Genomic DNA, 26,598 nt, shown 5'->3' on the forward strand with positions numbered 1-26,598 from the left:
TACCCAGAGCGCAAATCAGCACGCAACGATGTGCCGGAGGCCGCGCAACGACATGCCGAAGGCGGTGAAAGAGATCAAAAAGATGCCGGGACCCGGAATCGGGCACGCCGGGAAGAGGGGCTGTTCAGCAGCCGTGTGCTACACGACCCGGAACCCAGACGTCACGCTGAGCGAGGCGATGCAGGTCGGAGATGGTGGACATCCGAGTTCGCCTCCTTTCAACAGTGACAGTTCACAAGTCGTTTCGCTTGAAATTACGTTGCCGCAGGCCCATCGGTCAAGCCGGGGCGCGCAGATCAATCCGGCACCGGCTCCCCGCCCGGCGGCTCTACCCGCGGGTAAGGCTTCCCGCCTGACATTCCGGGCATCTCGCTAGGGCGCGAGGTCCCGCCTCAAAAGCAACGCGTGCCCCCACAGCAGCCCCAGCACTCCTACGCCGACGAGGACGCCCAGCTGGGGCCACAGCACCTGGCCGCGCGCCAGCGCGTCGCCCGGTGTGTAGTAGTGGAACGGGCTGACGAACCTCAGCGGCGCCACCGCCGACCAGGCCAGGGCGATGAAGTTCACGGCGAAGCCGACGGCGCCGATCACGATCGTCACGCCCACCACCTGGGCGCGTCGGCGCCCCCAGGCCGATACGGCCAGCGCAGGCCCCGCCACGCACAGCGCGAAGCCGCAGCCCATCACCCCGGCGGCGAAGACGCCGCTCAAGGGCACGGCCCGGTGGATGTCCGGGGACAGCCAGACTCCCGCCGCGACCGTCACCGTGGCCGCCGCGTTCAAGGCGAGGACCACGATCCCCAGGGCCGCCGCCCGCTCGGCCAGCAACCGGCTCCGGCTGACCGGGCGGACCATGACCAGTTCGACGGTCCCGGATTCCACGTCGGCGGCCACCGCCGCCGCGGCCAGCGAACCGATCGCGGTCAGCTGCATGGCGATCCAGAACGGGTGCACCAGGCCCGCTCCGAGCAGCCCGGGGTAGCTCGCGATCGACACGTCGCCGCCCGAGCCGCTGAACGCCCGGTACGCCGACGGCGGCCCCTTGCCGCCCGCCGAGAACAGTTGTCCCGGCGCGATGGTGTTCGCCACGACCACGATGAGCGCCTCGAAGACGACCATCCCCAGCACCAGGGCGATCAGCATCCGCCGACGCCGGTGCAGCGCCAGCCAGAGCAGCGGCCACCGGTCCCTCACGGCTCCGCCTCCCCCGCGTTCCCGTTCCGGTAGAGGTCCAGGAAGGCCTCGTCCAGCCCCGCCTCCTCCACGGTGACGTCGGCGACCCCCAGGGCCAGCAGACCGCGCAGTGCCGCCACCACCTCGCTCGGGGGTACGAGCAGCTCCACCCGGTCGCCTTCCCAGTGGGGCGCCCACTGGTCCGCCCGCCCCAGGGGACGCGCGCCCTCGCCATCGCCGAAGTCCAGGCGGATTCGTCGTGCCCGCGCCTCCCGGAGGGCGGCGACGCTCTCCACCGTCACCAGCCGTCCCTCCCGAACGATGGCCACCCGCCCGCAGGCCCGCTGCACCTCGGGCAGCACATGGCTCGACAACAGCACCGTCCGGCCGCCGGCCGCCGCCTCCTCCATCAGCTCGAAGAACGTCTCCTGCACGAGCGGATCCAGCCCCTCCGTCGGCTCGTCCAGGACGACCAGCCGAGGGTCGTGCTGCAGCGCCTGCACGAGCCCCAGCTTCTGCTTCATGCCCCGGGAGTACCCGCCCACCGTGCGCCGCAGGACCGTGGCGCTCAGCCCCAGCCGGTCGCACAGCTCGCCGCGGAGCGGGGCGGGCACGCCCTGGAGGGAACACAGCAGGTCCAGGGTCTGCGCGCCGGTGAGTTCCGGGTAGAGCCGCAGCTCGCCGGGCAGGTACCCGAGCGCCCCGGCGAGCCGACGGTGGTCGCCGACGGGATCGAGGCCGAGCACCCTGACCCGCCCCGCCGTAGGCCGCAGCAGACCGGTCAGGCAGCGCAGCGTGGTCGTCTTGCCCGCCCCGTTGGGGCCGAGGAACCCGAACACCTCGCCCTCGTCCACCGTCAGGCTCAGCGCCTCGATCCCGACGACGGGCCCGTACGTCTTGGTCAGGCCGCCGAGCTCGATCGCCCGCGCATCCACCCGCATGCACCCAGTCTCCGCCCGGCTCCGGACGCCTGCTTGCCCGCGTGCGACACTCCCCCGGGGCCGGCGAGTTCCTCCCGGCCCGATCCGGTGTGCGGAGGGGATGAGACGAGTCATGGCCGACCACGACCTGTCCGGCTACGAGCGGAGCACGTTCACGCACGAGGGCACCGAACGCCGGATCCTGCGGCGCGGCAGCGGCCCCGCCGTGATCGTGATGGCCGAGATTCCGGGCATCACGCCGAAGGTGTTGGAGTTCGCGGACCGGGTCGCGGCGATCGGCTGCACGGTCGTGCTCCCGGTGCTGTTCGGCGAGCCCGGGCTCGACCCCCGCCCCGAGGCGCACGGGCGGCTGAGCGCCGGGCGTTACGCCGCCTCGTCGATCCTCAAGGTGTGCGTGAGCCGGGAGTTCACCCTGCTGGCCACGGGCCGTGGTTCCCGGGTCGTGACCTGGCTGCGCGCCCTGGCCGCCCATGAGCACGAGCGCTGCGGCGGCCCGGGCGTCGGAGCCGTCGGGATGTGCCTGACCGGGGGCTTCGCCCTGGCGATGGCGACCGACCCCCGGCTGGTCGCGCCGGTGTTGTCCCAGCCGTCGCTGCCGGTGGCCGTGTCGGCGGGCCGTTCGCGGACGATCGACATCAGCCCCGAGGAGCTGGCCGTCGTACGGGGGCGCTGCGAGCGGGAGGGACTGCAGGTCATGGGGCTGCGGTTCAAGGGCGACCGGTTCGTGCCCGGGGGCCGGTTCGCGTTCCTGCGGCGTGAGCTCGGCGAGGCCTTCGTCGCCGTCGAGTTGGAGGACGCCTCCGCCAACCCCGAGGGGCTGCTGCCCCCGCACTCCGTGCTGACCGAGCATCTGATCGACGCCCCCGGCGAACCGACCCGGGCGGCGCTGGACCAGGTGCTCGACCTGTTCCGCACGCGGCTGCTCGACGCCGGGTCCTGACCCCGCGCCGCGCCGGCGCGGCGGGGTGGGTGGAACGTCCGCGTCGGGCCGCGCGTTGAGCCCCCGGCGCGGCATCCAGGAGGGGGAGATCATGCAGGAGGATGCGGCGGGGGCGCGCTTCGCCATCGGGGCCGGGTACGCGTTCTACCAGGGGCCGACGACCGACAACTCCCCGCACCGGCACGCCGCCTTCCAGCTGGCCATCGCCCTGCGCGGCGAGGTCACGATGGTGGACGCCGCCGGGACCGCGCATCGCGGCATCGCGCTGGCCGTGCCGCCGATGGTGCCGCACCGCATGCTGCCGATGCCGCACCAGCGCACGTTCTTCATCGAGCCGCAGTGCGCCTTCGCCGACCTGCTGCGCGAGCGCTGCGCCGGTGGCATCAGCCCGGTCCCCGAGCTGCACGCGCTCAGCGAGCGGGACCTCGTCCGCTCCGGCGCGCGGCCGTCGACCCGGCTCGACGGCCGCCTCCTGGCGGCCATGGACACCCCGGCGACCGCGAGTCTCACGATGCCCGAGCTCGCAGCCCGGGTCGGCCTCTCCCCCCAGCGTCTTCGGGCCCTCGCCCAGCAGCAGTTGGGCATGACGCTCGCGCGCCGGCGCATCTGGCACCGACTGGCCCGCACCGCCGAGGCGTTGCGCGCGGGCCAGTCGCTCGCCGGGGCGGCGGTCACGGGCGGCTTCGCCGATCAGGCGCACTTCACCCGGCAGATGCGCGAGATGATCGGACTCACGCCGTCGGCCGTGGTGCCGATGCTGCGCCCCTCGGGCCCCTCAGGGGCGCCGGGCGACGTAGACCGAGATCGAACCGGTGACCGTTGACACGACCTCGGCCTCGCGCACCTCGTCGAACCCGGCGTCGACCATCAGCCGCGGCAGGACGCCGTCGGCGTTCGGCTGCGTGTCCTCCTTGCCGTCCGCCCACTGCACCAGTCGGAAAGCGAGGCGCATCGACCGGGTCCGCTGCCGGCCGTAGTCGGCGATCACCAGTCTTCCGCCGGGCCGCAGCGCCGCGAACATCGACCCGAGAATCGCCCGCTTCACCGCGAGCGGGCACTGGTGGAGCACCAGGCTGGAAACCACGGTGTTCACGGAGTCCGCTGCGACCGTCTCGGCCAGCGCGTCGCCCATGCCCTCCCGCCATTCCACCGCCGCGCCGGTGACGGCGGCCTTGCGCCGCGCGATCTCCAGCACGTCGCGGTCGGGATCGACACCGACGACGCGTGCGCGCGGTTCGATCCGCTCCAGCAGCAACGTCGTCGAGCCGGTACCGCAGCCCACGTCGAGGATCACGTCGCCGGGCCGCGGCGCCACGTGCATCGCCAGCAGGCCGCGCCACAGCCGCTCGCGCGTCAGGGACAGCACGAAATCGTAGAAGCGCGTGGGCGCGAACCGGCCCAGCGCGGGAGTGAAGCTTCGCTCGTTCATGTCGGGCAGCCTGGGGCACGCACCGCCACCCGGTCTTGAACGAAGCGCTCGCGGCTCACCCGCCACGCAGGTGGGTCCCGGCCATAAGCTGCTCTCCGGTGCCGGCGTCGGCGAAGGGACCGCAGGTGAACACGGACGTGGTGACTCTGGAGCGGCATATCGCCGCCCGCCCCGAGACGGTGTTCTCCTTCTTCGCCGAAAGCGACAAGTGGCTCGCCTGGATGGGCAAGGACGGCGAATTCGCCTTCGAGCCCGGCGGCGCCTACCGGATCAGCGTCAGGGGCGACAACGTCGCCGAGGGGCGGTTCATCGAGATCGACCCGCCCGATCGGATCGTGTTCACCTGGGGATGGGCCGAGGGCGGCATGCCCCCTCCGCCCGGGTCCACCACCGTGGAGATCGCCCTCGAGCGGGTCGGCGAGGGGACCCTGCTGCGTCTGGCCCACCACGGCCTGTCCTCCCCGGAGGCCTGCGCCGCGCAGGCGGAGGGCTGGACGCACTACATCCGGCGCCTGGTGGCCTGGGCCGAGGGCGGAGACCCCGGGGCCGACGACTGGGTGTGACCGGCTCGACTACTCCCAGTCGTCCCACGGCGGGTCCATCTCGTCCAGGTCGAAGGGCGGCTCTTCGTCGTACGGCGCCGCATGACGAGACGCCGGCGCCGGCGCCGGCGCCGGCGCCGGCGAAGGGACGGACTCGGACGGGGCGGCCGGGGCCGGGGCAGGGACGGACTCGGCCGGGGACGCAGTGGCCTGGGCCGGGACCGGGGCCGGGACCGTGGCGTGGGCCTCGGCCAAGGCGTCGAGCACGCCTTCGGCGTACTTGGCGAGCTTGGCCTCCCCGACCCCGCCGACCGTGCCCAGCTCCTCGACCGTGCCGGGCAGACGCGTCGCGATCTCCCGCAGCGTCGCGTCGTGGAAGACGACGTACGCCGGCACGCCCTGCTCGCGCGCCGTCGCGGCCCGCCAGGCGCGCAGGGCCTCGAAGACCGGGACCGCGGCCGCCGGCAGGTCGGCCGGTACCCGGGCGCCCTTGCCCTTGCGCGACGCGGATTCCTTCCGCGCGGGGCTCGCCGTCGCCGTCTCCTTGCGCATCGTGACCTTGCGGCGCCCGCCCAGGACCTCGCCGCTGTCGTCCGTGAGCACGAGCGTCCCGAAATCGCCCTCCACGGCCAGCAGCCGCAGCGCGAGCAGCTGGCGTACGACGCCCCGCCACTCCGCGGTGCCGAGGTCCGAACCGACTCCGAACACCGACAGCGCGTCGTGGTCGAACTGGATGACCTTGGCCGTCTTCTTGCCCTGCAGGATGTCGATGATCTGCCCCGCGCCGAACTTCTGGCGTCGTTCCTTCGCCAGCCGCCACACCGTGGACAGCAGCTTCTGCGCCGCGACCGTCCCGTCCCAGGACTCGGCCGGCGTCAGGCAGGTGTCGCAGTTGCCGCAGGGCCCGCCCAGCTGGCCGAAGTACTCCAGCAGCCGCTCCCGGCGGCAGTCGACCGTCTCGCACAGCGCGAGCATGGCGTCCAGGTGCATGGCCAGCGCCCGGCGGTGCGCCTCGTTGCCCTCGGAGCCGTCGATCATCTTGCGCTGCTGGACCACGTCCTGGAGGCCGTACGCCAGCCATGCCGTGGCCGGCTCGCCGTCGCGGCCGGCGCGGCCGGTCTCCTGGTAGTAGCCCTCGACCGACTTCGGCAGGTCGAGGTGGGCCACGAAGCGGACGTCCGGCTTGTCGATGCCCATGCCGAAGGCGATCGTGGCCACCACCACGACCCCGTCCTCCCTCAGGAAGCGCGACTGGTTCGCCGCACGGGCGCGGGCGTCCATTCCCGCGTGGTACGGCACGGCGTCGATGCCCTGCTCGACCAGGAAGGCCGCCGTCTTCTCGACCGAGGCCCGCGAGAGGCAGTAGACGACTCCGGCGTCCCCCTCGTGCTCGGTCCGGATCAGCTCCAGCAGCTGCTTGAGCGGGTTGTTCTTGGCGACGATGCGGTACTGGATGTTCGGCCGGTCGAAGCTGGCGACGAAGTGCCGGGCGTCCTGAAGGCCCAGCCGCTTCGCGATCTCGGCGTGGGTGGCCTCGGTGGCCGTCGCGGTCAGTGCGATCCTCGGCACCTTGGGCCAGCGCTCGTGGAGCATCGACAGCGCCAGGTAGTCCGGCCGGAAGTCGTGGCCCCACTGGGCGACGCAGTGCGCCTCGTCGATCGCGAAGAGCGCCACCGTGCCCCGGTCGAGCAGCCGCTGGGTGCCCTCGGTGCGCAGCCGCTCGGGCGCCAGGTAGAGCAGGTCCAGCTCGCCGGCGAGGAAGGCCTGCTCGACGGCCTGGCGCTCGTACGGGTCCTGCGTCGAGTTGAGGAACCCGGCCCGCACGCCGAGGGCGGTGAGCGCGTCCACCTGGTCCTGCATCAGCGCGATGAGCGGCGAGATCACGACGCCCGTGCCTTCTCTGACGAGCGCCGGGATCTGGTAGCAGAGCGACTTTCCGCCGCCGGTCGGCATGAGCACGAGGGCGTCACCGCCGCCGGCCACCTGCTCGATGATCTGCTGCTGCTCACCGCGGAAGGAGTCGTATCCGAAGACACGGTGGAGCACGGCAAGAGGATCGGAGATCTCGGGGGACGCGTCGGTAAGGCCCATTGGAGAAGCCTAGCCGCACCTGCCGACACCCCCGGCCGGCCCACCCGAGCCTGTGGACAACCCGGACACCGTCCGACGGCACCTGTCAAGTGACGAATTGCCGGGGCTACGGCCCCGGCCCTCCCGCGGGCACGGTGGAGATCGACCGTCCTGCACAGCGCAGGAGGAACGGACCGCCATCGGGATCGACCAGGGATCGGAGGCACCATGTACCCCCGTGCAGGGGTCTTCGTGACCCGCCGCCCCCGGCTCGTCCTCCTCGCCGCGCTCGTGTTCCTGCTGCTGTCCGTCGTGTTCGGTGCGGGATCGGCCGGCCGGTTGAAGTCGCAGGGCTACGACGACCCGCGCTCCGAGTCCAGCCGCGCCGCCCGTGTGGTGGCCGAGCACCAAGGGGCCTCCCCGAATCTGGTCGTCGTCGCGCGGACGCTCAGCGGTTACGTCGAGGACCCGGCGGTCCGGAGCGCGGGCAAGGCCCTGACCGAGCGGCTCGCCGCCCGTCCGCACGTGAGCGCCGTGACCTCGTACTGGACCGGCGGCGCGGCGGAGCTGCGCAGCCGGGACGGACACTCGGCCCTGCTCCTCGCGCACGTGGACGGCGAGGGGGAACAGCTCGGCGCGCGGGTCGAGCGCCTGCGCGACGAGCTGACCACCCCGGCCGCTTCCACGACGGCCCTGGCCGTGCGCGTGGGCGGCACGGCGCTCATCGACGCCGAGCTCCAGGACATCGCGGAGTCCGACCTGAAGCGGGCCGAGTCCGTCGTCCTGCCCGGCACGCTGGTGCTGCTGGTCCTGGTGTTCGGCAGTGTGGTGGCCGCCGCGCTGCCCCTGCTGATCGGGGTCCTGGCCATCGCCGGGACCCTGCTGGTCCTGAGCGTCCTCGGCGCAGTCACCGACGTGTCCGTGTTCGCGCTGAACCTCACCACGGCGCTCGGCCTGGGGCTGGGCATCGACTACGGCCTGCTGATCGTCTCCCGGTTCCGTGAGGAGCTCGCCGCCGGGTACCGGCCGCGCAACGCCGCCGTACGGACCGTGCGCACCGCGGGCCACACGATCCTCTTCAGTGCCGCCACGGTCTCCGCCGCGCTCGCGACGCTGCTGGTGTTCCCTCCGTACTTCCTGCGCTCCTTCGCCTACGCGGGCATCGCCGTGGTGGCGATCGCGGCGGTGAGCGCCGTGACCGTGCTGCCGGCTCTGCTCACGCTGCTCGGGCGGCGGGTGAACGCCTGGCCCGTGCCGTGGCGCCGCCGGGTGCACGCGGGCTCGCGGTCGCGCTTCTGGGAGGGGCTGGCGCGGATCGTCGTACGCCGCCCGCTGCTCGCGGCGCTGCCCGTGATCGGTCTGCTGGTGCTGCTGTCCGGGCCGTTCGCGCACGCCGGTTTCGCCACCCCCGACGACCGTGCGCTGCCGCTGAGCGCGTCGAGCCGGCAGGCCGGGGACCTGGTGCGCGAGGAGTTCGACATGAAGGGCGCCGACGCGCTGACGGTGGTCGTGACGGGTACGTCGTCCCCGCAGGCGCGGGCCGAGTACCTCCGCCGGCTGTCCGCGCTGCCTCATGTCGCGCAGGTCGTGGGGCCCGTCGGCGAGGACCCGGTCCGGCTCTCGGTCGTTCCCCTGGTCGACCCCCAGTCGCAAGCGGCACAGCGGCTCGTGCACGACGTCCGCGAGGCTCCCGCCCCGGCGGGCACCGAGGTCCTCGTCGGCGGGCCGAGCGCGGTCCTGGTCGACGCCAAGGCCACCGTGGGGGACCGGCTGCCGCTGGCCCTCTCCGTGATCACCCTCACCACCTTCGTGCTGCTGCTCGGATTCACGCGCAGCCTGCTCCTGCCGCTGAAGGCCATCGCGCTGAACGCCCTGAGCCTCACCGCCGTCCTCGGCGCCATGGTGTGGATCTTCCAGACGGGCCATCTGCGCCACCTGCTCGGCTTCACCCCCGGCCCCCTCAGCACGACCATGCCGGTGCTGCTGTTCTGCATCGTCTTCGGGCTCTCGGTGGACTACGAGGTGTTCGTCCTCGCCCGGATCAAGGAGGCGCACGACGCCGGGCAGGACGACGACGCGTCGATCGTCTCGGGCATCGCCCGCACGGGCGGCATCGTCACGACCGCCGGCGCGCTGCTCGCCTTCACCCTGCTCAGCTTCGGCACCTCCCGGGTCTCCCTGCTGCAGTTCTTCGGGATCGGCGCGGGTCTGGGCGTTCTCCTCGACGCCACGCTCGTACGGGGCGTCCTCGTACCGGCGCTCATGCGCCTGGCGGGCGGCCTGAACTGGTGGGCACCGCGGGCCTTGAGGCGCAAGGCGCCGCGCCCGGCGCCCCGACCTCCCCCGGGGACCTCCGGGAGGTGTCCCCCGGCACGCCGCCGGGCCCCGGTCCGCACCGGCCTCTGCACCCACGCCCCCGCGCGCCGCTGACCACCAGGGCGCACACCCCGTACGCATCCCGCACGACACACCGAAGGAAGAACCGTCATGGACATCGCCATCACCGGACTCGGCTGCCGCTTCCCCGGAGCCCCCGACGTACACGGTTACTGGAAGCTCCTGATGAGCGGGGAGCGTCAGTTCTCCGCGGTCCCGTCGGAACGCTGGAACCACGAGACCTTCCACGAGCCCGGCAACCGGTCGGCGCCCAACGCGGCCTACACCGACCAGGTGGCCTTCCTCGACGACGTGGACCGCTTCGACGCCCTCTACTACGGCGTGCCGCCCGCGCGCGCCCGGACCATGGACCCGCAACACCGGCTGATGCTCGACGTCACCCGCGAGGCGCTCGACGACGCGGGGCTCGGGCGCGGCGACTTCGACCGGGAGAACACCGGGGTCTTCTTCGGCATATCGGTGTCCGACTACAAGGACCTCATGGCGGCCCCCATGCGCGCCATCACCCTGGCCGAGGACGCGCTCGACCCGAACGACCAGGAGGGACTCGACGCCGTCAAGGAGCAGGCGGGACGGCTCGGCACCATCCAGAGCTTCACACTGCCCGGGAGCCTCCTCAACATGGCGGCCGGCACGGTCAGCCGGCAGTTCGACCTCGGCGGCCCCAGCTTCGCCGTCGACGCCGCCTGCTCCGGCTCACTGGTCGCCCTCGACCAGGCGATCGCCCACCTGCGGCTGGGCACCTGCCGGATCGCCGTCGTCGGCGGGGTGTACCTCAACCTCACCCCGGACAGCCTGGTCGGTTTCTCCCGGCTCCGCGCGCTGTCCGCCACCGGGGTGTGCCGCCCGTTCGACGAGGAGGCCGACGGCTTCGTCCTCGGCGAGGGAGCGGGTGTCGTCGTCATCCGGCCGCTCGCCGACGCCCTCGCCGACGGCGACCGCGTCTACGCGGTGATCAAGGGCATCGGCTCGGCCAACGACGGCGCCTCTCCCGGACCGCTGGTCCCCACCGCCGAAGGCCAGCTGCGCGCCATGCTCCGCGCCTACGACGACGCCGGGGTCGCGCCCTCCTCCGTCGGCTTCCTCGAAGCCCACGGCACCGGCACCGCCGCGGGCGACCGCGCCGAGACGGAGGCGCTGCGCCGGCTGCGCACCGAGTACCCCGACGACGACCCCGCCCTGTGCTACCTCGCCGCGGGCAAGGCCCTCATCGGGCACTCCCTGGCCGCGGCGGGCGTCGCCGGGCTGATCAAGACGGCCCTGGTCGTCCACCACGGCACGATCGTGCCTCAGCCGCGGACCACCCCCCATCCGGACCTGGGCATCTCCGCCGCGGGCCTGCGCATCGCCGAGACCGCGCGGCCCTGGCCGAGCGCGCACGCCCCGCGGCGGGCCGCCGTCAGTTCCTTCGGTTTCGGCGGCACGAACGTCCACGTGGTGCTGGAGGAGGCGCCGCCCGCCCCGCCCGTCGTCGGCCCGGCCGTACGGACCGAGGTCCCCGCGCCCCACCTCGTACTGCTGTCGGCCGGCAACCCCAAGCTGCTGGACCGGCACATCGGCGAGGTACTCGACGTGCTCGACGCACTCGACGCGGCAGACCGGCCGCCGATCACGGCACTGGCCCACACGCTGGGCGCGCGCCGGCCGCTGACGGCCCGGCTCGCGATCGTGGCCACCGACACGGACGGGTTCGTCGAGCGGCTGCGCCACGCACGTCAGCAGCTCGTCGACGGCGCCCGGGGCGACCTCGGCGAGGGCGCCTTCGCCGCCGACGCTCCGCTGCCGGCCGAGCAGCGCCGGATCGCCTTCCTCTTCCCCGGTCAGGGCAGTCAGCGGCCGGGCATGATGGAGGACCTCCACGAGCGGTTCACCGGGTTCCGGGCGACCGTCGGGGTCCTCAGCGCCGTGGCCCGCCGGGACACCGGCTTCGACCTCGCCGACCTGCTGTACGGCGAGGCCGCGTCCACCGCGTACACCCGCGGCCGCACCGAGGAGCTCGGGCAGCGGCTCGGCGCCACCGAGGTGTGCCAGCCGCTGCTCGGTACCGTCCAGATCGCCGCGACCCGGCTCCTCGCCGACTGCGGGGTCACTCCCGACCTCGCCCTCGGCCACAGCGTCGGTGAGTTCGCCGCGGCCGCGGCCGCCGGAGCCCTCACGGACGAGGACGCCGTCCGGCTGCTGGTGCGCCGCGGCGCGGCGCTGCGGCAGGCGGAGACCGGACTGCAGGGCGGGATGCTCGCCGTGCAGAGCGACAAGGAGACCTGCCGCCGGCTCGTCGACGGCATCGACGACGTGTGGCTCGCCTGCTTCAACCAGCCCCGGCAGGTCGTGGTGAGCGGCACTCCGCAAGGGCTCGCCGCCATGCGGCAGGCCTGCGCCGAGGCCGGGATCGTCACGGCCATGCTGGAGGTGTCCAGCGCCTTCCACTCGCCGCGGCTGGCCTCCGCCGAGGAGACCGTGCGCGCGGACCTCGCGGCCCGTCCCGTCGGCAGCCCCGCGCTGGCCTTCGTCTCGTCCGTGAACGCGCAGGCCTGCGCCGACCCCGAGCGGCTGCGCGAGCTGTGGGCCCGGCACGCGTCCACGCCGGTCCACTTCGACGATGCCGTGCACACCGCGTACGAGCAGGGTGCCCGCGTCTTCGTCCAGGTGGCAGGCGGCAGCTCGCTGCTCACCTCGGTCCGCCGCAACCTCACCGGCCACGGCGACGTCCACGTCGTCCCCGCCGCGGGGGCGGAGCCTGACGACGGGCGCGCCTTCGTCCTGGCCCTCGCCCGGCTCGCCGTCATGGGCGTCCCGGTCGATCCGCGCGCCCTGGTTCCCGAGGAGGACCGCCGTCTGGTGGACCTGCCGGTGGCGAAGCTCGCCTCCCAGTCGTACTGGGTGTCCGGCGGGCGCCCCGCGAAGCAGGCGGCCCGCGCCTCCGCCGCCTCGGCCGCCTCCGTCCAGGCCGAAGCCCCGGCCCAGGCCCGGCCCGAGCCGGAGCCGGAGCCCGAGGTGGAGCCGGAGGCGGAGGTCTCCGTGCCGGTCGCCGCACCGGCCGACGAGGAGACTTCGTCGATCGGGGGCACGGACGAGGTCACCGAAATCGTGTTCGCGCACGTGGCCCGGATCAGCGCGTTCCCGGTGGATCACCTGCACGGCGACCAGTTGCTGATCGACGACCTCGGTTTTGACTCGCTGATGCTGACCGACCTGTTCACCTCCCTCCAGCGGCAGTGGCCGCGGTGGAGGTTCGACGAGACGGTGGCCGACCGGCCGACCGTAGGGAGGATCTCCGCGCTCATCACGACCGGCTCGGCCGAGATCATGCCTCCCGTCACCGCTCCCGTCACCGCTCCCGTCGAGGCCGCTCCCGTCGAGGCCACGCCCGCTCCGGCAACGCCCGCCGCGGTCCCGGGTCAGCGCGCCGAGCACGAGAACGCGTACGAGGACGAGGCACCACCGGCGCGGCCCGCCGACCAGCAGGCCCCGCTGCCCGAGGAGCACACGCGGATCGAGTGCTTCCCGGAGGTCACCGAGCACGGCCGCCGTATCGCCGCGCTCGGAGAGCTCGGGCTGCCCAATCCGTACTTCCTCGTCCACGAGGGCGGCATGACGGACACCACCGTCGTCGACGGCCGGGAGCTCCTCTCGTTCGCCGGCTACAACTACCTGGGCATGGCCACCCACGCCCGGGTGAACCAGGCGGCCAAGGAGGCGATCGAGCGCTACGGAACCTCGGTGTCCGCCAGCCGGCTGCTGTCGGGCAGCCGTCCGCTCCACGTGGAACTCGACACGGAGGTCGCCGACCTGCTCGGATGCGAGGCCGCCGTCACACTGGCCAACGGGCACGCCACCAACGTCACCGTGATCGGACACCTCGTCGGACCGGGGGACCTCGTCGTCCACGACTCCCTCGCCCACGACAGCATCCTGCAGGGGTGCAAGCTGTCCGGCGCGACACGGCGGCCCTTCCCCCACAACGACGCGGCCGCCCTCGACGCCCTCCTCACGAGGGTCCGCCACCAGTACCGGCGGGTGCTCGTCGTCATCGAGGGCGTGTACAGCATGGACGGCGACATCGCCGACCTGCCGGCGCTCGTCGAGGTCAAGCGCCGGCACGGCGCGCTGCTGATGATCGACGAAGCGCACAGCATCGGGACGATCGGCGCTACCGGGCGCGGCATCGGCGAACACTTCGGCATCGACCGCTCGGCCGTGGAACTGTGGTCGGGCACGCTGTCCAAGGCGCTGGCGAGCTGCGGTGGCTACGTCGCCGGGAACCGGGCGGTCGTGGAGTACCTGCGGTACACCGTTCCGGGTTTCGTCTTCAGCGCGGGCATGACCCCGGCCGACGCCGCCGCGTCCCTCACCGCCCTGCGCGTGCTGCGGGCCGAGCCGGAGCGCGTGGCACGTCTCTCGGAGAACGCCGCGCTGTTCGTCCGCCTCGCGCGCGAGGCGGGCGTGGACATCGGGGAGAGTCACGACACGCCGATCGTGCCGTGCATCGTCGGGGACTCCCTGAAGACCCTGCGGCTGGCGGAGGCCCTGTTCCGGCAGGGCATCAGCGTCAACCCGATCCTCTACCCGGCGGTCCCCGAGGAGATGGCCCGGCTGCGCTTCTTCGTCACGTGTGACCACACGCCCGACCAGATCCGCCGCACGGTGACCGCGCTGGCGCATGAGCTGCGGCAGCCGGCTCGGGCCGCGGCCCCGGCCGCCGCCTGAGGCCCGCCGTCATGAACACCACCTTCCGGTCGATCGCGCCGGGCGGCCTCCACCGATGGGGCGGAGCGTCCCTGATGGTGGCCCGGCGCGCCGACCTCCCCGCGGCGCCGCCCCTGTCGCCGGCTCTCCCGCCGGCTCGCCCGCCGGCTCTCTCACCGGCCGAGCGCCACGTGGTCGGCGCACTCCCGGCCTGGCGGCAGGCCGAGTGGCTGGCCGGCCGGCTGCTGGCCAAGCGCCTGGTCGGCGAGGCCGTGGCCGCGCCGGCGCAGGACGTGGAGGTCCTCCCCCGGGCCGACGGCAGTCCGTACGTGCTCGTCGGCGGCAGCCCGATGCCCGGCCTGAACGTCTCCATCAGCCACACCGCCCGCCACGTCGCCGCCGCCCTGGCACCGGAACCGGTCGGTGTGGACCTGTGCGAGACCGGCTCGGCCGCCGTGGTACGCCGTGTCGCGGACCACGCATTCTCGCCCGGGGAGCTCTCCCTCATCGGCACGCGGCGGCCCGAGGCCCTGGCCGGCGCCTGGGCGCTGAAGGAAGCCGCGGTCAAGGCCGACCGCAGCGGCATCTTCGGCGCCGCCGCGCGCGGCATCGAGATCCTCGACCTCGGGCCGCCCGTGCTCGGCGGCCGGCGCCGCGCGATGGTGTGGCAGACGGGGGACGCGGTCCTCGCCCTCGTCCTCGCCCGCCCGTGACGGCACTGCGTTGGTGCTCATTGCCCTGCCGGATCATGCTTGTCAGTGGAGCCCCTGGCCATGCGGGTTGCCGTCGGAATGCGGCATGGGAACTAGCGAGGGCGAGATGAGCGGCGATGGAGCAACTTCCCACCTCCCCCGGTGAGCGGCCGGAGGAGACGAACGCCTCCCACGATTCGGCGCGCACGGCCACGACCACCACACCCTGGGACGAGGTGCTGAAGGAATGGGCCTTCGACCAGTCCCCCTGCTTCCTGGCGATCTTCGGCTCCGACCTGCGGCTGCTGCGGGCGAATGCCGGCATGGAGCGCACGCTGTCGCGCACCGAGGCCGAGATGCGCGGGCTGCGGCTGCCGGAGATCGCGCCGGGTCCCGTCGGCGAGGAGACCGAGCGGAGGATGCGCCTGGCGTTGGAGACCGGTGAGCCGCAGCACCTGGATGACTTCGTCCGCCCCGCGGCTGCCGGCCCGGAGCGCGGCTGGGCGACCTCGCTGTCCCCGTTGCGGGACCCGGACGGCCGGGTGCGTGCCGTCGGCCTGGCCGCTCACGACAGGACCACGATCGCGGGTGAGCGGCAGCAACTGCTCATGCCGGACGTGACCGGGGCGCTCATCGGCACCACCCTGGACAGCGCCCGTACCGCGCAGGAGCTGGTCGACGTCGCCGTCCCCCGGCTCGCCGACCTCGCGGTCGTCGACCTGCTGGACCCTCCCCCGCGCCCCGACGCGGTGTCCACCCGCCCCGTGACCGGGCCGGTCACCGTGTCCCGTACGGCGGTGCGGTCGATCCTCGAAGGCAGCCCGGAGGCCCGGATCGCGGTGGGGGCGACGACCGTCTATCCGCCGCTCTCCCCTGCCGCCGAGTGCCTGGAAGCGGGCCGTGGCGCGGTGTACGCGACCACCGATCCGGCCGTGGCCCGGTGGGTGTCCCAAGACCCCTCGGCCGCCTGGATCGGCGAGTACGAGGCCCGCGCGCTGATGCTCGTACCGCTGCGCGCCGACGGTGTCACGCTCGGACTGGCCGTCTTCAGCCGTCATGAGCGCCAGGAGCCCTTCCGGCCGGAGGACCTGTTGCTGGCCGAGGAGCTCACGGCCAAAGCGGCCGTCAGCATCCACAAGGCGCGCCGGTACACCCGCGAGCACACCACCACCATGACCCTGCAGCGCAGCCTGCTCCCGCACACGCTGCCCGACCAGCCGGCGCTGGAGATCGCCTCCCGCTATCTGCCCGCCGGGGCCGAGGCCGGCGTGGGCGGCGACTGGTTCGACGTGATCCCCCTGTCCGGCGCCCGGGTGGCCCTGGTCGTGGGCGATGTCGTGGGCCACGGCATCCGCGCCTCCGCCACCATGGGCCGCCTGCGCACCGCGGTGCGCACCCTGGCCGACGTGGACCTGCCGCCCGACGAGCTGCTCACCCACCTGGACGACCTGATCATCCACCTGTCCGCCGACGAGGCCGACCAGGAGGGCAACGGGGAGGCGGCCGGGGGCATCGGCACCACCTGTCTGTACGTGGTCTACGACCCGGTCACCCGGGGCTGCACCGTCGCCCGGGCCGGCCACCCCCCGCCCGCCGTGGTCTCCCCCGAGGGCTCCGTGTACCTCCTGGACGTCCCGGCCGGGCCGCCGTTGGGCCTGGGCGGTCTGCCCTTCGAGACCGCCGAGGTCGAGCTTCCCGAGGGCAGCATCCTCACCCTCTACACCGATGGCCTGCTGCAACCCCGCGAGCGCGACATCGACGAGGCCCTGGACATCATGTTCTCGGCCCTCGCCCGCCCCGCCTCCACGCTGGACACGGTCTGCGACCGGGTGCTGACCGCTCTGTTGACCCACCGTCCCGATGACGACGTCGCCCTGCTCGTGGCCCGGACCCGTGCCCTGCACGCCGACCAGGTCGTCGTCTGGGACCTGGCCTCCGACCCCTCCGTCGTCGCCGAGGCCCGCCGCCGGTGCACCGAGCAACTGACCGCCTGGGGTCTCGAGGAGGCCTCCTTCGTCACCGAGCTGCTGGTCAGCGAACTGGTCACGAATGCCATCCGCTACGGCGCGCCGCCGATCCAACTGCGGCTGATCCACGAGAACCGCACCCTGATCTGCGAGGTCTCGGACGCGAGCAGCACCGCTCCGCACATGCGGCGGGCCCGGATCTTCGACGAGGGCGGGCGGGGCCTGCTGCTGGTCGCCCAGCTCGCCCAGCGCTGGGGCACCCGGCACACCGTGATCGGCAAGACCATCTGGGCCGAGCAGTCCCTCGTCGACTTCGGGTCCCTGTGACGCCCCTGTGACAGTCGGCGGACACCGCCATGAACTCCGACGAACAAGCTCTTTATCAGGGACATACGACGACATTCGGGATATGTCCCCTGCTTCCGAAGGTGTGAGCAGCGATGACCGAGCCGATTCGTCGGAGGAAATCCCATGAGCCTCACACTCGCCACGCCGCACGTCGAAGCCCCCGCCACCGCGCTGGCCCCGCGTGAGCAGGAGGCACTGCGCTACATCGCCGCCGGGTGCACCTACCTGCAGACGGCCCGCCTCATGGGACTCTCCAAGCACACGGTCGACGCGTACCTGCGCCGCATCCGGGCCAAGCTGGGCATCAACACCACGGCGGAAATGACCCGCCTGGCCATCTCCCTGGGGCTGTGACCCCGGATCAGAGCAGGCCGGTCGGTCCTCGGAAGACCGGCCGGGCCCAGGCCGGCGGCTCCGGCGGCGGAACGGGCTTCCCCGGGACGGTGCGCTTGGCGGCGCCGTTCCCGAGCCCGGCGGCGGCGCGCAGGGCCGCCACGAACTCCAGGCAGGATCCGTACCGGTCCTCGGGGATCTTCGCCAGGGCCTTTCCCAAAACCTCATTCACCGCGGGCACGATATCCGGCCGCCTCTCGGTCACGGGAGGCGGCTGGTCGTATTGGTGCGCCCACAGCAGGGCCACGTCCTCGTCGCGCTCGAACGGGGGACCCCCCGCGAGGGACTCGTAGACCACGCAGGCGAGGCTGTAGAGATCACACCGGCCGTCCACGGGACGGCCGGTGATCTGTTCCGGCGCCATGTAGTCCAGCGTGCCGACGAACTCGCCCGCCGTGGTGAACCCGGTGAGCGACAGCGCCTTCTTGGTGAGCCCGAAGTCCGTGAGGTAGACGTGCTCGGGGTGGTCGCTGTCGGTGCCCGCCGCGACGAGGATGTTGGCGGGCTTCACGTCCCGGTGGACCAGATCGTGCTCGTGGGCCGCGTCGAGTGCGGACGCCACCTGGGCGGCGATGCGCAGGGCGGTCGCGACGGGCAGCGGGCCCTCCCGGTCCAGCAGGCCCCGCAGGTCGAGGCCGGAGACGTACCGCATGGCGATGTACAGGACGCCGTCGGTCTCACCGGCTTCGAAGATGGGCACGATGTGCGGGTGGTCGATCTTCGCGGCGACCCGTGATTCGTGGGTGAAGCGGCGTCGGAAGGTCTCGTCGCGGGCGCGCTCCGGGGCGATCAGCTTCAGCGCGACCATCCGGTCCAGGCGCAGGTCCTTCGCGCAGTAGACGACGGCCATGCCACCTCGGCCGATCAGGCGCTCGACGCGGTAGCCCGCGATCTGCCGGCCGATCAGGCCGGAGGCCCGGCCCGTGTACGCGCTCAGGTTCGCTGCCGTGCCCATCTGGGGCCGCCCCCTTCAACGGGCCGACCCGACGACGGACGCGGCAGGCCGCCCTTCCATACCGAGAAGTCTATCGAGTGGTTCATGCGAGTGCCTTTGCGACAAGGCTCCAGGGGATCCCGGTGTGGAGGAGTCGGGATCCCCTGGAGCAGTTCCTCGCCGGTCGCCGACCGGCCGTGACATCCCCGGCGGGGGTCAGCCCTCACCGCCGTCGCCGCCGCGGCCGCCCTGGCCGCTGGTCTGGCAGCCGACGCCGACACAGATGCCGCCGTTGCCGCCCCGGCCCCCGTCGCCGCCGTCGCCGCCGGCCGGCGCGGCCCCGCCGTTGCCGCCGTTGCCCCCGTTGACGCTGCCGTTGCACACCCCGACGCAGACCCCGCCGTTGCCGCCGTTCGTGCCGTTGGCGCCCGTCCCGCCGTTGATGCCGTCGCCGCCGTTGGCGCTGCCGTTGCACAGCCCGGCGCAGACCCCGCCGTTGCCTCCGTTGGTGCCGTTGACCGACCCGTTGCACCTGCCCGCACACACCTGGTCACCGACGCGGACCGTGCCCTTGGCGACCTTGACGCCGCCGATACGGCCGAGCGCCGCGCCGCCGCCGAACCGGCTCCCGCCCGTCCGGCCGTCACCACCGCCGGGTGAAGGGCCTTGGTACTCGGCGGCGGTCGCCGGCGCTGCCGCCTGGACCGCCGATGCCGACGCCGACGCCGGCGCTGCCGTTGCGGCCGGCACCATCGCACCGGCGCCGAGCAGAGTCGTCGAGACGACGAGACCAAGACGGAACTTCCAAGTGCGGACACGCATGACGTTCTCCCTAGCCGAGGATTTGATTTCCGTGGCGCGGATGCGTCGGTTCGCTTTCCGCGCCGATTGTCGAACGGGACCGGATCACAGGCAGAAGGGGAGACCGCCCGCCATCAGGGAGCACCAGTCGCCCGCCAGGAAGTCCTTCTTCCAGTCGTCGAGCTGCTCACGCGAGATGTCGTACTTCTTGGTGAGCTTGTCCTTCGTCGCGTCCGTGTCGTCGGCCATCAGGACCATCACGATGCGAACCTTGTCCACCGCCGTCAGCTCCGACTTCGACTTGTCGGGCAGGTCCTCGAAGCGGAGGCAACCCACTCGACCGGGCTTGCCGGGCTCACCCGGCTGACCGGGCTGACCACCCTTGCCGCCCTCTCCGCCCTTGCCGCCTTCGCCACCGGCGCCACCCAGGAGGCAGTGCGAGGGCGAGGAACTGATGCCGGCCGGAGCCTGGGGCTGTGACGCTTGCGCGGCGCACGCCGTACCGGTGACGAGAGCCAGTGAGGCCGCCGCCAGAAGGAGCGGACGCTGCCAGGGACTCGTGAACATGGGGGTTCTCCTTTTGCGTAAGTACGGGTGTCGCTGCGTACGGGTGTCGCTGGGGGGTGGGGGGTGAGGGGGTGGAGGCCCGGAGGCCTCCACCCCGTGGGTCAGGTACGAAGGTCAGGTACGAGGGTCAGAAGATGCTGCCGCCTCCGGCCCCACCGGCTCCGCCGAGGCCACCGAAGATCCCGAGGCCGCCCTTGCCGCCCTTGCCGCCGTTGCCGCCCTGGAAGACACCGAAGCCGCCGTTGCCGCCCTTGCCGCCGTCGCCACCCTTGAGGATGCCGTCGCCGCCGCCACCGCCGTTGCCCGCGCTGCCGCCGAAGAGACCGCTGCCGCCGTCGCCGCCCCTGCCGCCCTTGCCGCCGATGAAGCCGTCGCCGCCGCCACCGCCGCCGCCACCGCCGCCACCGGACAGGACGCCGTCGCCGCCCTTGCCGCCGTTGCCACCGGCGCCGCCAGTACCCAGGACGCTGCCGCCACCGGAGCCGCCGGAGCCACCGCCGCCACCGACGATGCCGCCGCCGCCCTCGCCGCCGTCCCCTCCGGCGCCTCCCGCGGCCGGGAAGGCCGCGGCCACGTGGGCCGGCATCGGGGCCGCCGTCGCCATGGAGGCCGGAACGAGAACCGCTCCCGAAACCATCGCGGCCGAGGCGACCAGCGTCGCGAGCCGGAATCCCTTGCGGTGGGGACGGACAACGTTGTTGGTGTGAATCTTGCGGTTCATGACTTTCTCCTACCGATTCAGATGCGGTGACTCATTTCGTTTCCGGATTTCTTTTCCGGTGAGGCCCGCACCACAAGTAAGCCGCGATCGGCACAACACGGTCATGTTCCGGAAAGTCGGGACTTGACACGCCCCGAGGTACCCCGTATAACCGCGGCCGGTACGGTTCCCGGCATGGATCTTTCCGCAGCACGTTCGAGTGACGAGAATCCGACGCCGACGACGGCGATCAAGGGCGCCGCACGGCAGCAGCTGGTGAAGGTGGGGGCCGCCGGGCTGTCCCTGGAGGGCGTCGCGCGCGACGGCGGCCTCGCGGTCACCGAGGTGGAAGCCGTCTTCCCACACCGGGACGACCTGCTGACCGCCCTGGTCATCGATGCCTACGACGCGTCCGCCACCGCGATGGAGCAGGCCGATCGGGCCGCCGGGGACGCCGGTGCGTCGGCGGGTGCGCGGCTGCTCGCCGTCACCCGCGCCCTGCGACAGTGGGCCTTCGAGAACCCGGGCGAGTTCACCCTGATATACGGCTCGCCCGTGCCGGACTACCACGCCCCGCAGGACACGGTCCCGGCCGCCTCGCGCACCCCCGCGGTGCTCGCCGGCATCGTGCGGTCGGGCTTGGAGGGCGGTGAACTCACCCCGCCCCGGCGGGCGGTGCCCGGTCCGCCGCTGCTCCTGCCGGCGGCCGTGGAGCTGTTCGGCGGCGTGCCCGAGGCGCCGTTCTCGGACATCATCGAGCGCGGCATGGTCCTGTGGAGCAACCTCATCGGGCTGCTCGTCTTCCAGGTGTTCAGCCGTACCCACGACAGCGTCCGGGACGAGGCCGCGTTCTTCGACTACGCCGTGGCCGTGGCGGCCGAGAGCATCGGGCTCGTGGTGTCCCCGGGCGAGAGCTCCGACTGAACCGTCTCCGGGCCCGGCCCCCGGCATCCAGGGGGCTCGGGCTCGGATCGTCGGCGCCGGGGGCGGGTCGGGCCCGGTCTGGTCGGGTCGGGTCGGGTTGTCCGGGATCTGCCCGCCGAGGGCGCCGTTTCATATCAACCCATCAATTTGCCGGGCAAGTTCGCATCTCTCTGACTTATGTTCTAGGGCGCCCACCCCACGCCCCAGGAGGTCAGCTTGCAGTTCAGACGACGCCCGGCCCGTCCACGCCGGGTACGGAGGTCCCACCTGCTGGTGGGCGCCGGCCTCGGGTCGCTGCTGATCGGCCTCACGCCCTGGCTCGGGATCGAGAGCCAGGCGACGGCCACGCCGCCCCCCGCCCCGGCGGCCACACCCTTCGACCAGCAGCCGGCGAAGCAGTCGCCGCACCACGGCATCGTGCCGGCGAACGCCCTGGAACCCTCGGCTCCGGTCCTGGACCGGACCGGCTGGACGGCCACCGCGAGCGACGAGGAGACCGTCGGCGAGAACGGCCGCGCGGCGAACGTGCTCGACGGCAGCACCGCGACCATCTGGCACAGCAAGTGGTCGGGCACTCCCGCCCCGCTCCCGCACAGCATCACCATCGACATGCACCGCACGGCGGTCGTCTCCGCGCTCATCTACGTTCCCCGCACCAGTGGGGCCAACGGGCGCGTCGGCGAGTACAGCATCAGTGTCAGTGCGGACGGGCAGAACTGGGCGAACCCGGTCGCCACCGGCACCCTCGCGGACGACGCGAGCACCAAGACGCTCGGGTTCGCACCCCAGGGGGCCCGGTTCGTACGGCTGACCGCGCTCACCGAGGCCGGCGGCCGCGGGCCCTGGACCTCCGCCGCCGAGCTCAACCTGCTGGGCGACCCCGGCACCCCCGCCGCCACCGTCGACCTGTCCCGGACCGGCTGGACGGCCACGGCGAGCGACGAGGAGACCGTCGGCGAGAACGGCCGCGCGGCGAACGTGCTCGACGGTGACTCCGCGACCTTCTGGCACAGCAAGTGGTCGGGCACTGCCGCCCCGCTCCCGCACAGCATCACCATCGACATGCACCGCACCCAGACCGTCTCGGCCCTCACCTACCAGCCGCGCCGGGACGGGCCCAACGGCCGGGCGGGCACGTACTCCATCACCACCAGCACCGACGGCAGTTCCTTCGGCGCACCCGTGGCCACGGGCACCTGGCGGGACGACGACACCGTCAAGACCGCCACCTTCACCCGTGCCGAGAACTCCCGCTTCATACGCCTGACCGTGACGACCGAGGCCGGCGGCCGCGGGCCGTGGACCTCGGCCGCCGAGATACGACTGAGCGGACCGGCCAGCTCCGCCGTCCACGGCTCCTGGGACCGGATCACCGGCTTCCCGCTGGTGCCCGTCGCCACCGCCGTCCTGCCCGGTGACAAGCTGCTGGCCTGGTCGGCCTACGCGACCGACCGCTTCGGCGGCAGCAGCGGCTACACCCAGACCGCGATCCTGGACCTGAAGACCGGCAAGGTCACCCAGCGTCGCATCGACAACACCGGCCACGACATGTTCTGCCCGGGCATAGCCATGCTCGCCGACGGGCGGGTGCTGGTCACCGGCGGCAGCAACGCGGAGAAGGCGAGCATCTACGACCCGGTCACCGACGCCTGGTCGGCCACCACCAACATGAACATCGCCCGCGGCTACCAGGCCATGACACTGATCTCCACCGGTGAGGCCTTCGTGCTCGGCGGTTCCTGGAGCGGTACCGCGGGCACGGACAAGGCGGGCGAGGTCTGGTCGCCGAACACCGGCACCTGGCGCAGCCTCCCGGGCGTCCCCGCCGGCCCCGCGCTGACGGCCGACCCCGCCGGCCCCTACCGCGCCGACAACCACATGTGGCTGTACGCCACTTCGGGCGGGAAGGTCCTCCAGTTGGGGCCGAGCAAGCAGATGAACTGGATCTCGACGACCGGCACCGGCAGCATCACCGCCGCCGGCCCCCGGGCCGACAGCCCGGACGCCATGACCGGCAACGCCGTCGCCTACGACATCGGCAAGCTGCTCACCCTGGGCGGCTCGCCCGCCTACCAGGACTCCCCGGCCACCCGACGCGCGTACACCGTGAACCTCTCGGGCAGTCAGGTCCAGGCCTCCCGTACGGGCGACATGGCGCACGCCCGCGGCTTCAGCAACAGCGTCGTCCTGCCCGACGGCAAGGTGGCCGTCTTCGGCGGGCAGGCCTACCCGGTGCCGTTCAGCGACGCGACCTCCGTACTGGCCCCCGAGCTGTGGGACCCGGCGACGGGCACCTTCAGCCCGCTCGCCACCATGGCCATACCGCGCAACTACCACAGTGTGGCGAACCTGTTGCCGGACGGGCGGATCTTCTCCGGCGGCGGTGGCCTGTGCGGTGACTGCGCGACCAACCACGCCGACGGGGCCGTGTTCACGCCCCCGTACCTCCTCAACGCGGACGGTTCGCCCAAGCCGCGTCCCGTCATCACCGGCGGCGTGCCCTCCCGGCTGGCGCCCGGCGCGACGCTCTCGGTGAGCACCCAGGGCCCGGTGGCGTCGTTCGTGCTGATGCGGGCCGCGGCCGCGACCCACTCCACCGACAACGACCAGCGACGGGTCCCCTTGAAGTCCACGGCCACGGGGACCGGCACGTACACGGTGTCCGTGCCCGCCGACAGCGGAGTGGTCCTGCCGGGGAACTACATGCTCTTCGCCCTGGACGCACAAGGGGTGCCGAGCATCGCCAAGTTCCTGACCGTCGCCCCGTCGGATTCGGGCGGCGTCGTCATCGGCCGTCCTGCCCCGGCCCCCCGTCGGTGATCCGTTCCAGATCCGCCAGCAGCGCCGCCAGCCAGGCGTCCACCACGTAGTAGCTGTCCGGCGCCCCTGCCGGTACGGTCCCCGGCGCGCCGCCGTCTTCGTACGGCGCGCCGGGGACCTGCCCGGCCTCCTCGATCGGGTCCAGTACCGCGGACAGCAGCAGCATCCGCCCCGCCACCCGGTCCCCGAGCCGCGTCAGCGCGGCGGCCGCCGCCGGTTCCAGAGGCGGCACGAAAACGGGCACGGCCCGCCGTCCCACCGCGGGGCCCGGCGCCGCCGCGGGCGGCACCAGCACCCGGTCGGCGCCCCACAGGGTGTGGTGCCCGGTCAGCAGCACCGCCTGCCAGTCGACCGCCGGCCGCGACCCCTCCCCGGACCCCGGCTCGCTCTGTACCTGGGCGAACGCCGACTCCGCCAGCACGAGCGAATGCCGCAGCGATCCGTGGGTCGGCGGCGCGTCCGGATCCCGTACCCCGCCGGCCGCGATCGTCGCGGCCGTGGTGACCACGGCCTGCGCGGCGGACCGCAGCAGCACCGCGCCCGAGCGCCGTACCTCCCTCTGCGCGCCGCGCGGCCAGGCCAGCAGCCCGAAGACGGCGCCGATCGCGCTCCCGACCAGCACGTCCAGCAGCCGCACCTCGGCCAACCGCCAGGTCGCCGGCGCCAGCTGGGCGAACACCAGGGAGACCGTCAGCGCGAACAGCGCCTGCGCCCAGCCGACGCCCTTGACCGGCCCCACCGTGAAGGTGATCAGCATCAACGGCAGCAGAACGGCGGCGTACACCGCGGTGTGGGTACCGACGAGGGCGATCACGCCGGCCGTGCACAGGGCTCCGATGAAGGTCCCGGCCACCGCCTGGCGGATCCCGCTGCGGGTGGCGTCCAGGGTGGTGCGGGTCAGCGTCAGCGTCGCCAGCATCGCCCAGAAGCCGTGCGGCAGCGTGGCCAGCCCGGCGACGGCCCGGGCGGCCGCCAGCGCCAGGCTGATCCGTACCGCGTTCTGGAAGTAGACCGACCGGCTCCCCGCGTGCCCCACCAGCCGCCGCCACCACAGCTGCGGCGCCCGCATCCCCGCGTACCAGAAGCGGCCGATGGGCAGGCCGGGCGCGGCCTCCCGTCCCCGTACGGCGAGCCCCGCGGCCGCGGACAGCGCCAGCGCGGCGTCGGCCAGCTCCATCAGGTCCGCCCGGCGGCGCAGCGTTGCCGGACCGGCCGGGCCGGTCGGAGCGGCGGCGAGCAGGGCGCGCTCCCGGGCCGGTCCCGGGTGCGGGTCCCCCGCGCCGGGAGCGCCGCGCAGCAGGGCGGCGCTGTCCGCCGCGGACCGTCCCACGGCGCGCAGCAGGTCGAGGCCCGCCTCCGTGGGGGCGTGGCCGGGCGGCGGTGCGGGCAGCCGGCCCAACCGGTTCAGCAGCGTGCGCGCCGCCAGTCCGGTGTGGGCCAGGCCGCGGGAGCGGATCCCGGGTCCGGCGGGGCGTTCCGCCTCCGGGACCTTCGAGGGCCGCAGCGCCTCGGACGCGGCCCGGGCGGCGGCTCGCGTCGCCGGGGACAGCGCGTACGGCTCCCGGGACAGCTCCCCGGCGCAGCGCTCGGCGGTGCCCGCGGCGCGGGCGGCGAGTTCCCGGTACGGCACGGTCTGCGGATCGGGAAGTACGAGGGCCTCGGCGAGCACCAGCAGGAGGATCCCGGTGGTGGTCCCGACGAGCCGCTCCCCCAGGGTGTCCGGGGCGTACGGCGGGAACGACGGCAGGATGTAGAGCAGCTGGAGCCCCGGCGCGGCGCCGGCGGGGCGGGGCCCGGCGGCGGCGACGAAGGCCAGGGCGAAGCCGATGACCAGCATCCCGGCCACCGCGCTCCAGGTCCGTACGGCCAGGAAGGTGCCGACGACCACCAGCAGCCAGGCCGCCGGGAGCAGCCGCAGCAGGAGGGCGGCGCGTTGTCGCCCGGTCCCCGGGATGCGCGAGAGGCCGGCCAGCGCCACGGCGGCGAACAGCGCGTAGGTGGCCGCCACGGACTGCCCGAAGCCGTACAGGAACAGGTAGAACCCGGCCCCCGCGGCGAGGGTGACCCGCAGCGATCGGCGGGCCGCGCCCGCGTAGGCGGCGGCACCGTTCGTACCCATGCCACCAGCATCGGGCACCCGCCGCGCCGCGGCACCCGCGCCCCGGCGTCACGCCCCGGCATCGCGCTCCGTGGAAAAACACCTGGCGGATCGGGGTGCGCCGCCATAGCCTTCCCGACGATGACCACTCAATCAGCCATCCGATTGGGGGTCCC

General features: G+C 73.2%; 19 protein-coding genes. 10 read left to right on the forward strand and 9 right to left on the reverse strand.

The features are described from left to right. Positions 1 to 372 precede the first annotated feature (372 nt). The gene (locus ACFV9H_RS11565; RefSeq protein WP_385396494.1) at positions 373 to 1,194 is read right to left on the reverse strand and encodes an ABC transporter permease subunit; all 822 of its coding nucleotides are present in this window, start codon (positions 1,192 to 1,194) and stop codon (positions 373 to 375) included. Next, positions 1,191 to 2,114 (reverse strand): ABC transporter ATP-binding protein, encoded by a 924-nt coding sequence (locus ACFV9H_RS11570; RefSeq protein ID WP_385396496.1) that lies wholly within the window; start codon positions 2,112 to 2,114, stop codon positions 1,191 to 1,193. The genes ACFV9H_RS11565 and ACFV9H_RS11570 overlap by 4 nt, the downstream gene beginning before the upstream one ends. Positions 2,115 to 2,226: 112 nt before the next feature. Here ACFV9H_RS11570 and ACFV9H_RS11575 point away from each other — a divergent pair, with 112 nt between their 5' ends. Beyond that, on the forward strand, positions 2,227 to 3,054 hold the full coding sequence (locus tag ACFV9H_RS11575) for a dienelactone hydrolase family protein (protein WP_385396498.1): 828 nt from the start codon (positions 2,227 to 2,229) through the stop codon (positions 3,052 to 3,054). Positions 3,055 to 3,145: 91 nt separating this feature from the next. Then, positions 3,146 to 3,877 (forward strand): helix-turn-helix domain-containing protein, encoded by a 732-nt coding sequence (locus ACFV9H_RS11580; protein WP_385396500.1) that lies wholly within the window; start codon positions 3,146 to 3,148, stop codon positions 3,875 to 3,877. Here the strand turns inward: ACFV9H_RS11580 and ACFV9H_RS11585 are convergent. Continuing rightward, complete coding sequence (locus ACFV9H_RS11585) at positions 3,830 to 4,483, reverse strand: class I SAM-dependent methyltransferase (protein ID WP_385396502.1); 654 nt, start codon at positions 4,481 to 4,483, stop codon at positions 3,830 to 3,832. The genes ACFV9H_RS11580 and ACFV9H_RS11585 overlap by 48 nt on opposite strands. Before the next feature lie 125 nt (positions 4,484 to 4,608). Between ACFV9H_RS11585 and ACFV9H_RS11590 the strand changes: the two genes are divergently transcribed. Next, positions 4,609 to 5,046 carry an SRPBCC domain-containing protein gene (locus ACFV9H_RS11590; protein WP_385396504.1) on the forward strand — a complete coding sequence of 146 codons (438 nt, stop codon included), beginning with the start codon at positions 4,609 to 4,611 and terminating at the stop codon, positions 5,044 to 5,046. Positions 5,047 to 5,055: 9 nt separating this feature from the next. Here ACFV9H_RS11590 and recQ read toward each other — a convergent pair whose 3' ends face one another. Further along, a complete protein-coding gene (gene recQ, locus ACFV9H_RS11595; protein WP_385396506.1) occupies positions 5,056 to 7,116 on the reverse strand; it encodes a DNA helicase RecQ in 2,061 nt (686 codons plus the stop codon). A gap of 207 nt (positions 7,117 to 7,323) precedes the next feature. Here recQ and ACFV9H_RS11600 point away from each other — a divergent pair, with 207 nt between their 5' ends. The 5 genes from ACFV9H_RS11600 to ACFV9H_RS11620 all read left to right on the forward strand — a co-directional run bounded on the left by ACFV9H_RS11600 (position 7,324) and on the right by ACFV9H_RS11620 (position 17,539). Then, the gene (locus tag ACFV9H_RS11600) at positions 7,324 to 9,525 is read left to right on the forward strand and encodes an MMPL family transporter (protein ID WP_385396508.1); all 2,202 of its coding nucleotides are present in this window, start codon (positions 7,324 to 7,326) and stop codon (positions 9,523 to 9,525) included. Between the two features lie 57 nt (positions 9,526 to 9,582). Next, positions 9,583 to 14,199, forward strand: coding sequence for a type I polyketide synthase (locus tag ACFV9H_RS11605; protein WP_385396510.1), 4,617 nt, complete (start codon positions 9,583 to 9,585; stop codon positions 14,197 to 14,199). 11 nt (positions 14,200 to 14,210) lie between these two features. Continuing rightward, positions 14,211 to 14,891, forward strand: coding sequence for a 4'-phosphopantetheinyl transferase family protein (locus ACFV9H_RS11610; protein WP_385396512.1), 681 nt, complete (start codon positions 14,211 to 14,213; stop codon positions 14,889 to 14,891). A 116-nt stretch (positions 14,892 to 15,007) separates the two neighbouring features. After that, positions 15,008 to 17,164, forward strand: coding sequence for a SpoIIE family protein phosphatase (locus ACFV9H_RS11615; RefSeq protein ID WP_385396514.1), 2,157 nt, complete (start codon positions 15,008 to 15,010; stop codon positions 17,162 to 17,164). Positions 17,165 to 17,308: 144 nt separating this feature from the next. Beyond that, positions 17,309 to 17,539: a response regulator transcription factor gene (locus ACFV9H_RS11620; protein ID WP_385396515.1), complete on the forward strand. Its 231-nt coding sequence runs from the start codon at positions 17,309 to 17,311 to the stop codon at positions 17,537 to 17,539. 7 nt (positions 17,540 to 17,546) lie between these two features. Here ACFV9H_RS11620 and ACFV9H_RS11625 read toward each other — a convergent pair whose 3' ends face one another. The 4 genes from ACFV9H_RS11625 to ACFV9H_RS11640 all read right to left on the reverse strand — a co-directional run bounded on the left by ACFV9H_RS11625 (position 17,547) and on the right by ACFV9H_RS11640 (position 20,601). Then, on the reverse strand, positions 17,547 to 18,533 hold the full coding sequence (locus ACFV9H_RS11625; RefSeq protein ID WP_385396517.1) for a serine/threonine-protein kinase: 987 nt from the start codon (positions 18,531 to 18,533) through the stop codon (positions 17,547 to 17,549). 195 nt (positions 18,534 to 18,728) lie between these two features. Further along, positions 18,729 to 19,334, reverse strand: coding sequence for a hypothetical protein (locus tag ACFV9H_RS11630; protein ID WP_385396519.1), 606 nt, complete (start codon positions 19,332 to 19,334; stop codon positions 18,729 to 18,731). Positions 19,335 to 19,418: 84 nt separating this feature from the next. Beyond that, complete coding sequence (locus tag ACFV9H_RS11635) at positions 19,419 to 19,880, reverse strand: hypothetical protein (RefSeq protein ID WP_385396521.1); 462 nt, start codon at positions 19,878 to 19,880, stop codon at positions 19,419 to 19,421. 127 nt (positions 19,881 to 20,007) lie between these two features. After that, positions 20,008 to 20,601, reverse strand: coding sequence for a hypothetical protein (locus ACFV9H_RS11640; RefSeq protein WP_385396523.1), 594 nt, complete (start codon positions 20,599 to 20,601; stop codon positions 20,008 to 20,010). Positions 20,602 to 20,775: 174 nt separating this feature from the next. Here ACFV9H_RS11640 and ACFV9H_RS11645 point away from each other — a divergent pair, with 174 nt between their 5' ends. Further along, a complete protein-coding gene (locus ACFV9H_RS11645) occupies positions 20,776 to 21,504 on the forward strand; it encodes a TetR/AcrR family transcriptional regulator (protein WP_385396525.1) in 729 nt (242 codons plus the stop codon). 216 nt (positions 21,505 to 21,720) lie between these two features. Continuing rightward, complete coding sequence (locus tag ACFV9H_RS11650; protein ID WP_385396527.1) at positions 21,721 to 24,324, forward strand: discoidin domain-containing protein; 2,604 nt, start codon at positions 21,721 to 21,723, stop codon at positions 24,322 to 24,324. Here ACFV9H_RS11650 and ACFV9H_RS11655 read toward each other — a convergent pair. Then, a complete protein-coding gene (locus ACFV9H_RS11655; protein WP_385396529.1) occupies positions 24,290 to 26,443 on the reverse strand; it encodes an FUSC family protein in 2,154 nt (717 codons plus the stop codon). The genes ACFV9H_RS11650 and ACFV9H_RS11655 overlap by 35 nt on opposite strands. Between the last annotated feature and the right edge of the window lie 155 nt (positions 26,444 to 26,598).

The sequence above is a fragment of the Streptomyces sp. NPDC059874 genome (genome assembly GCF_042731135.1).
Classification (GTDB): Bacteria; Actinomycetota; Actinomycetes; order Streptomycetales; family Streptomycetaceae; genus Streptomyces.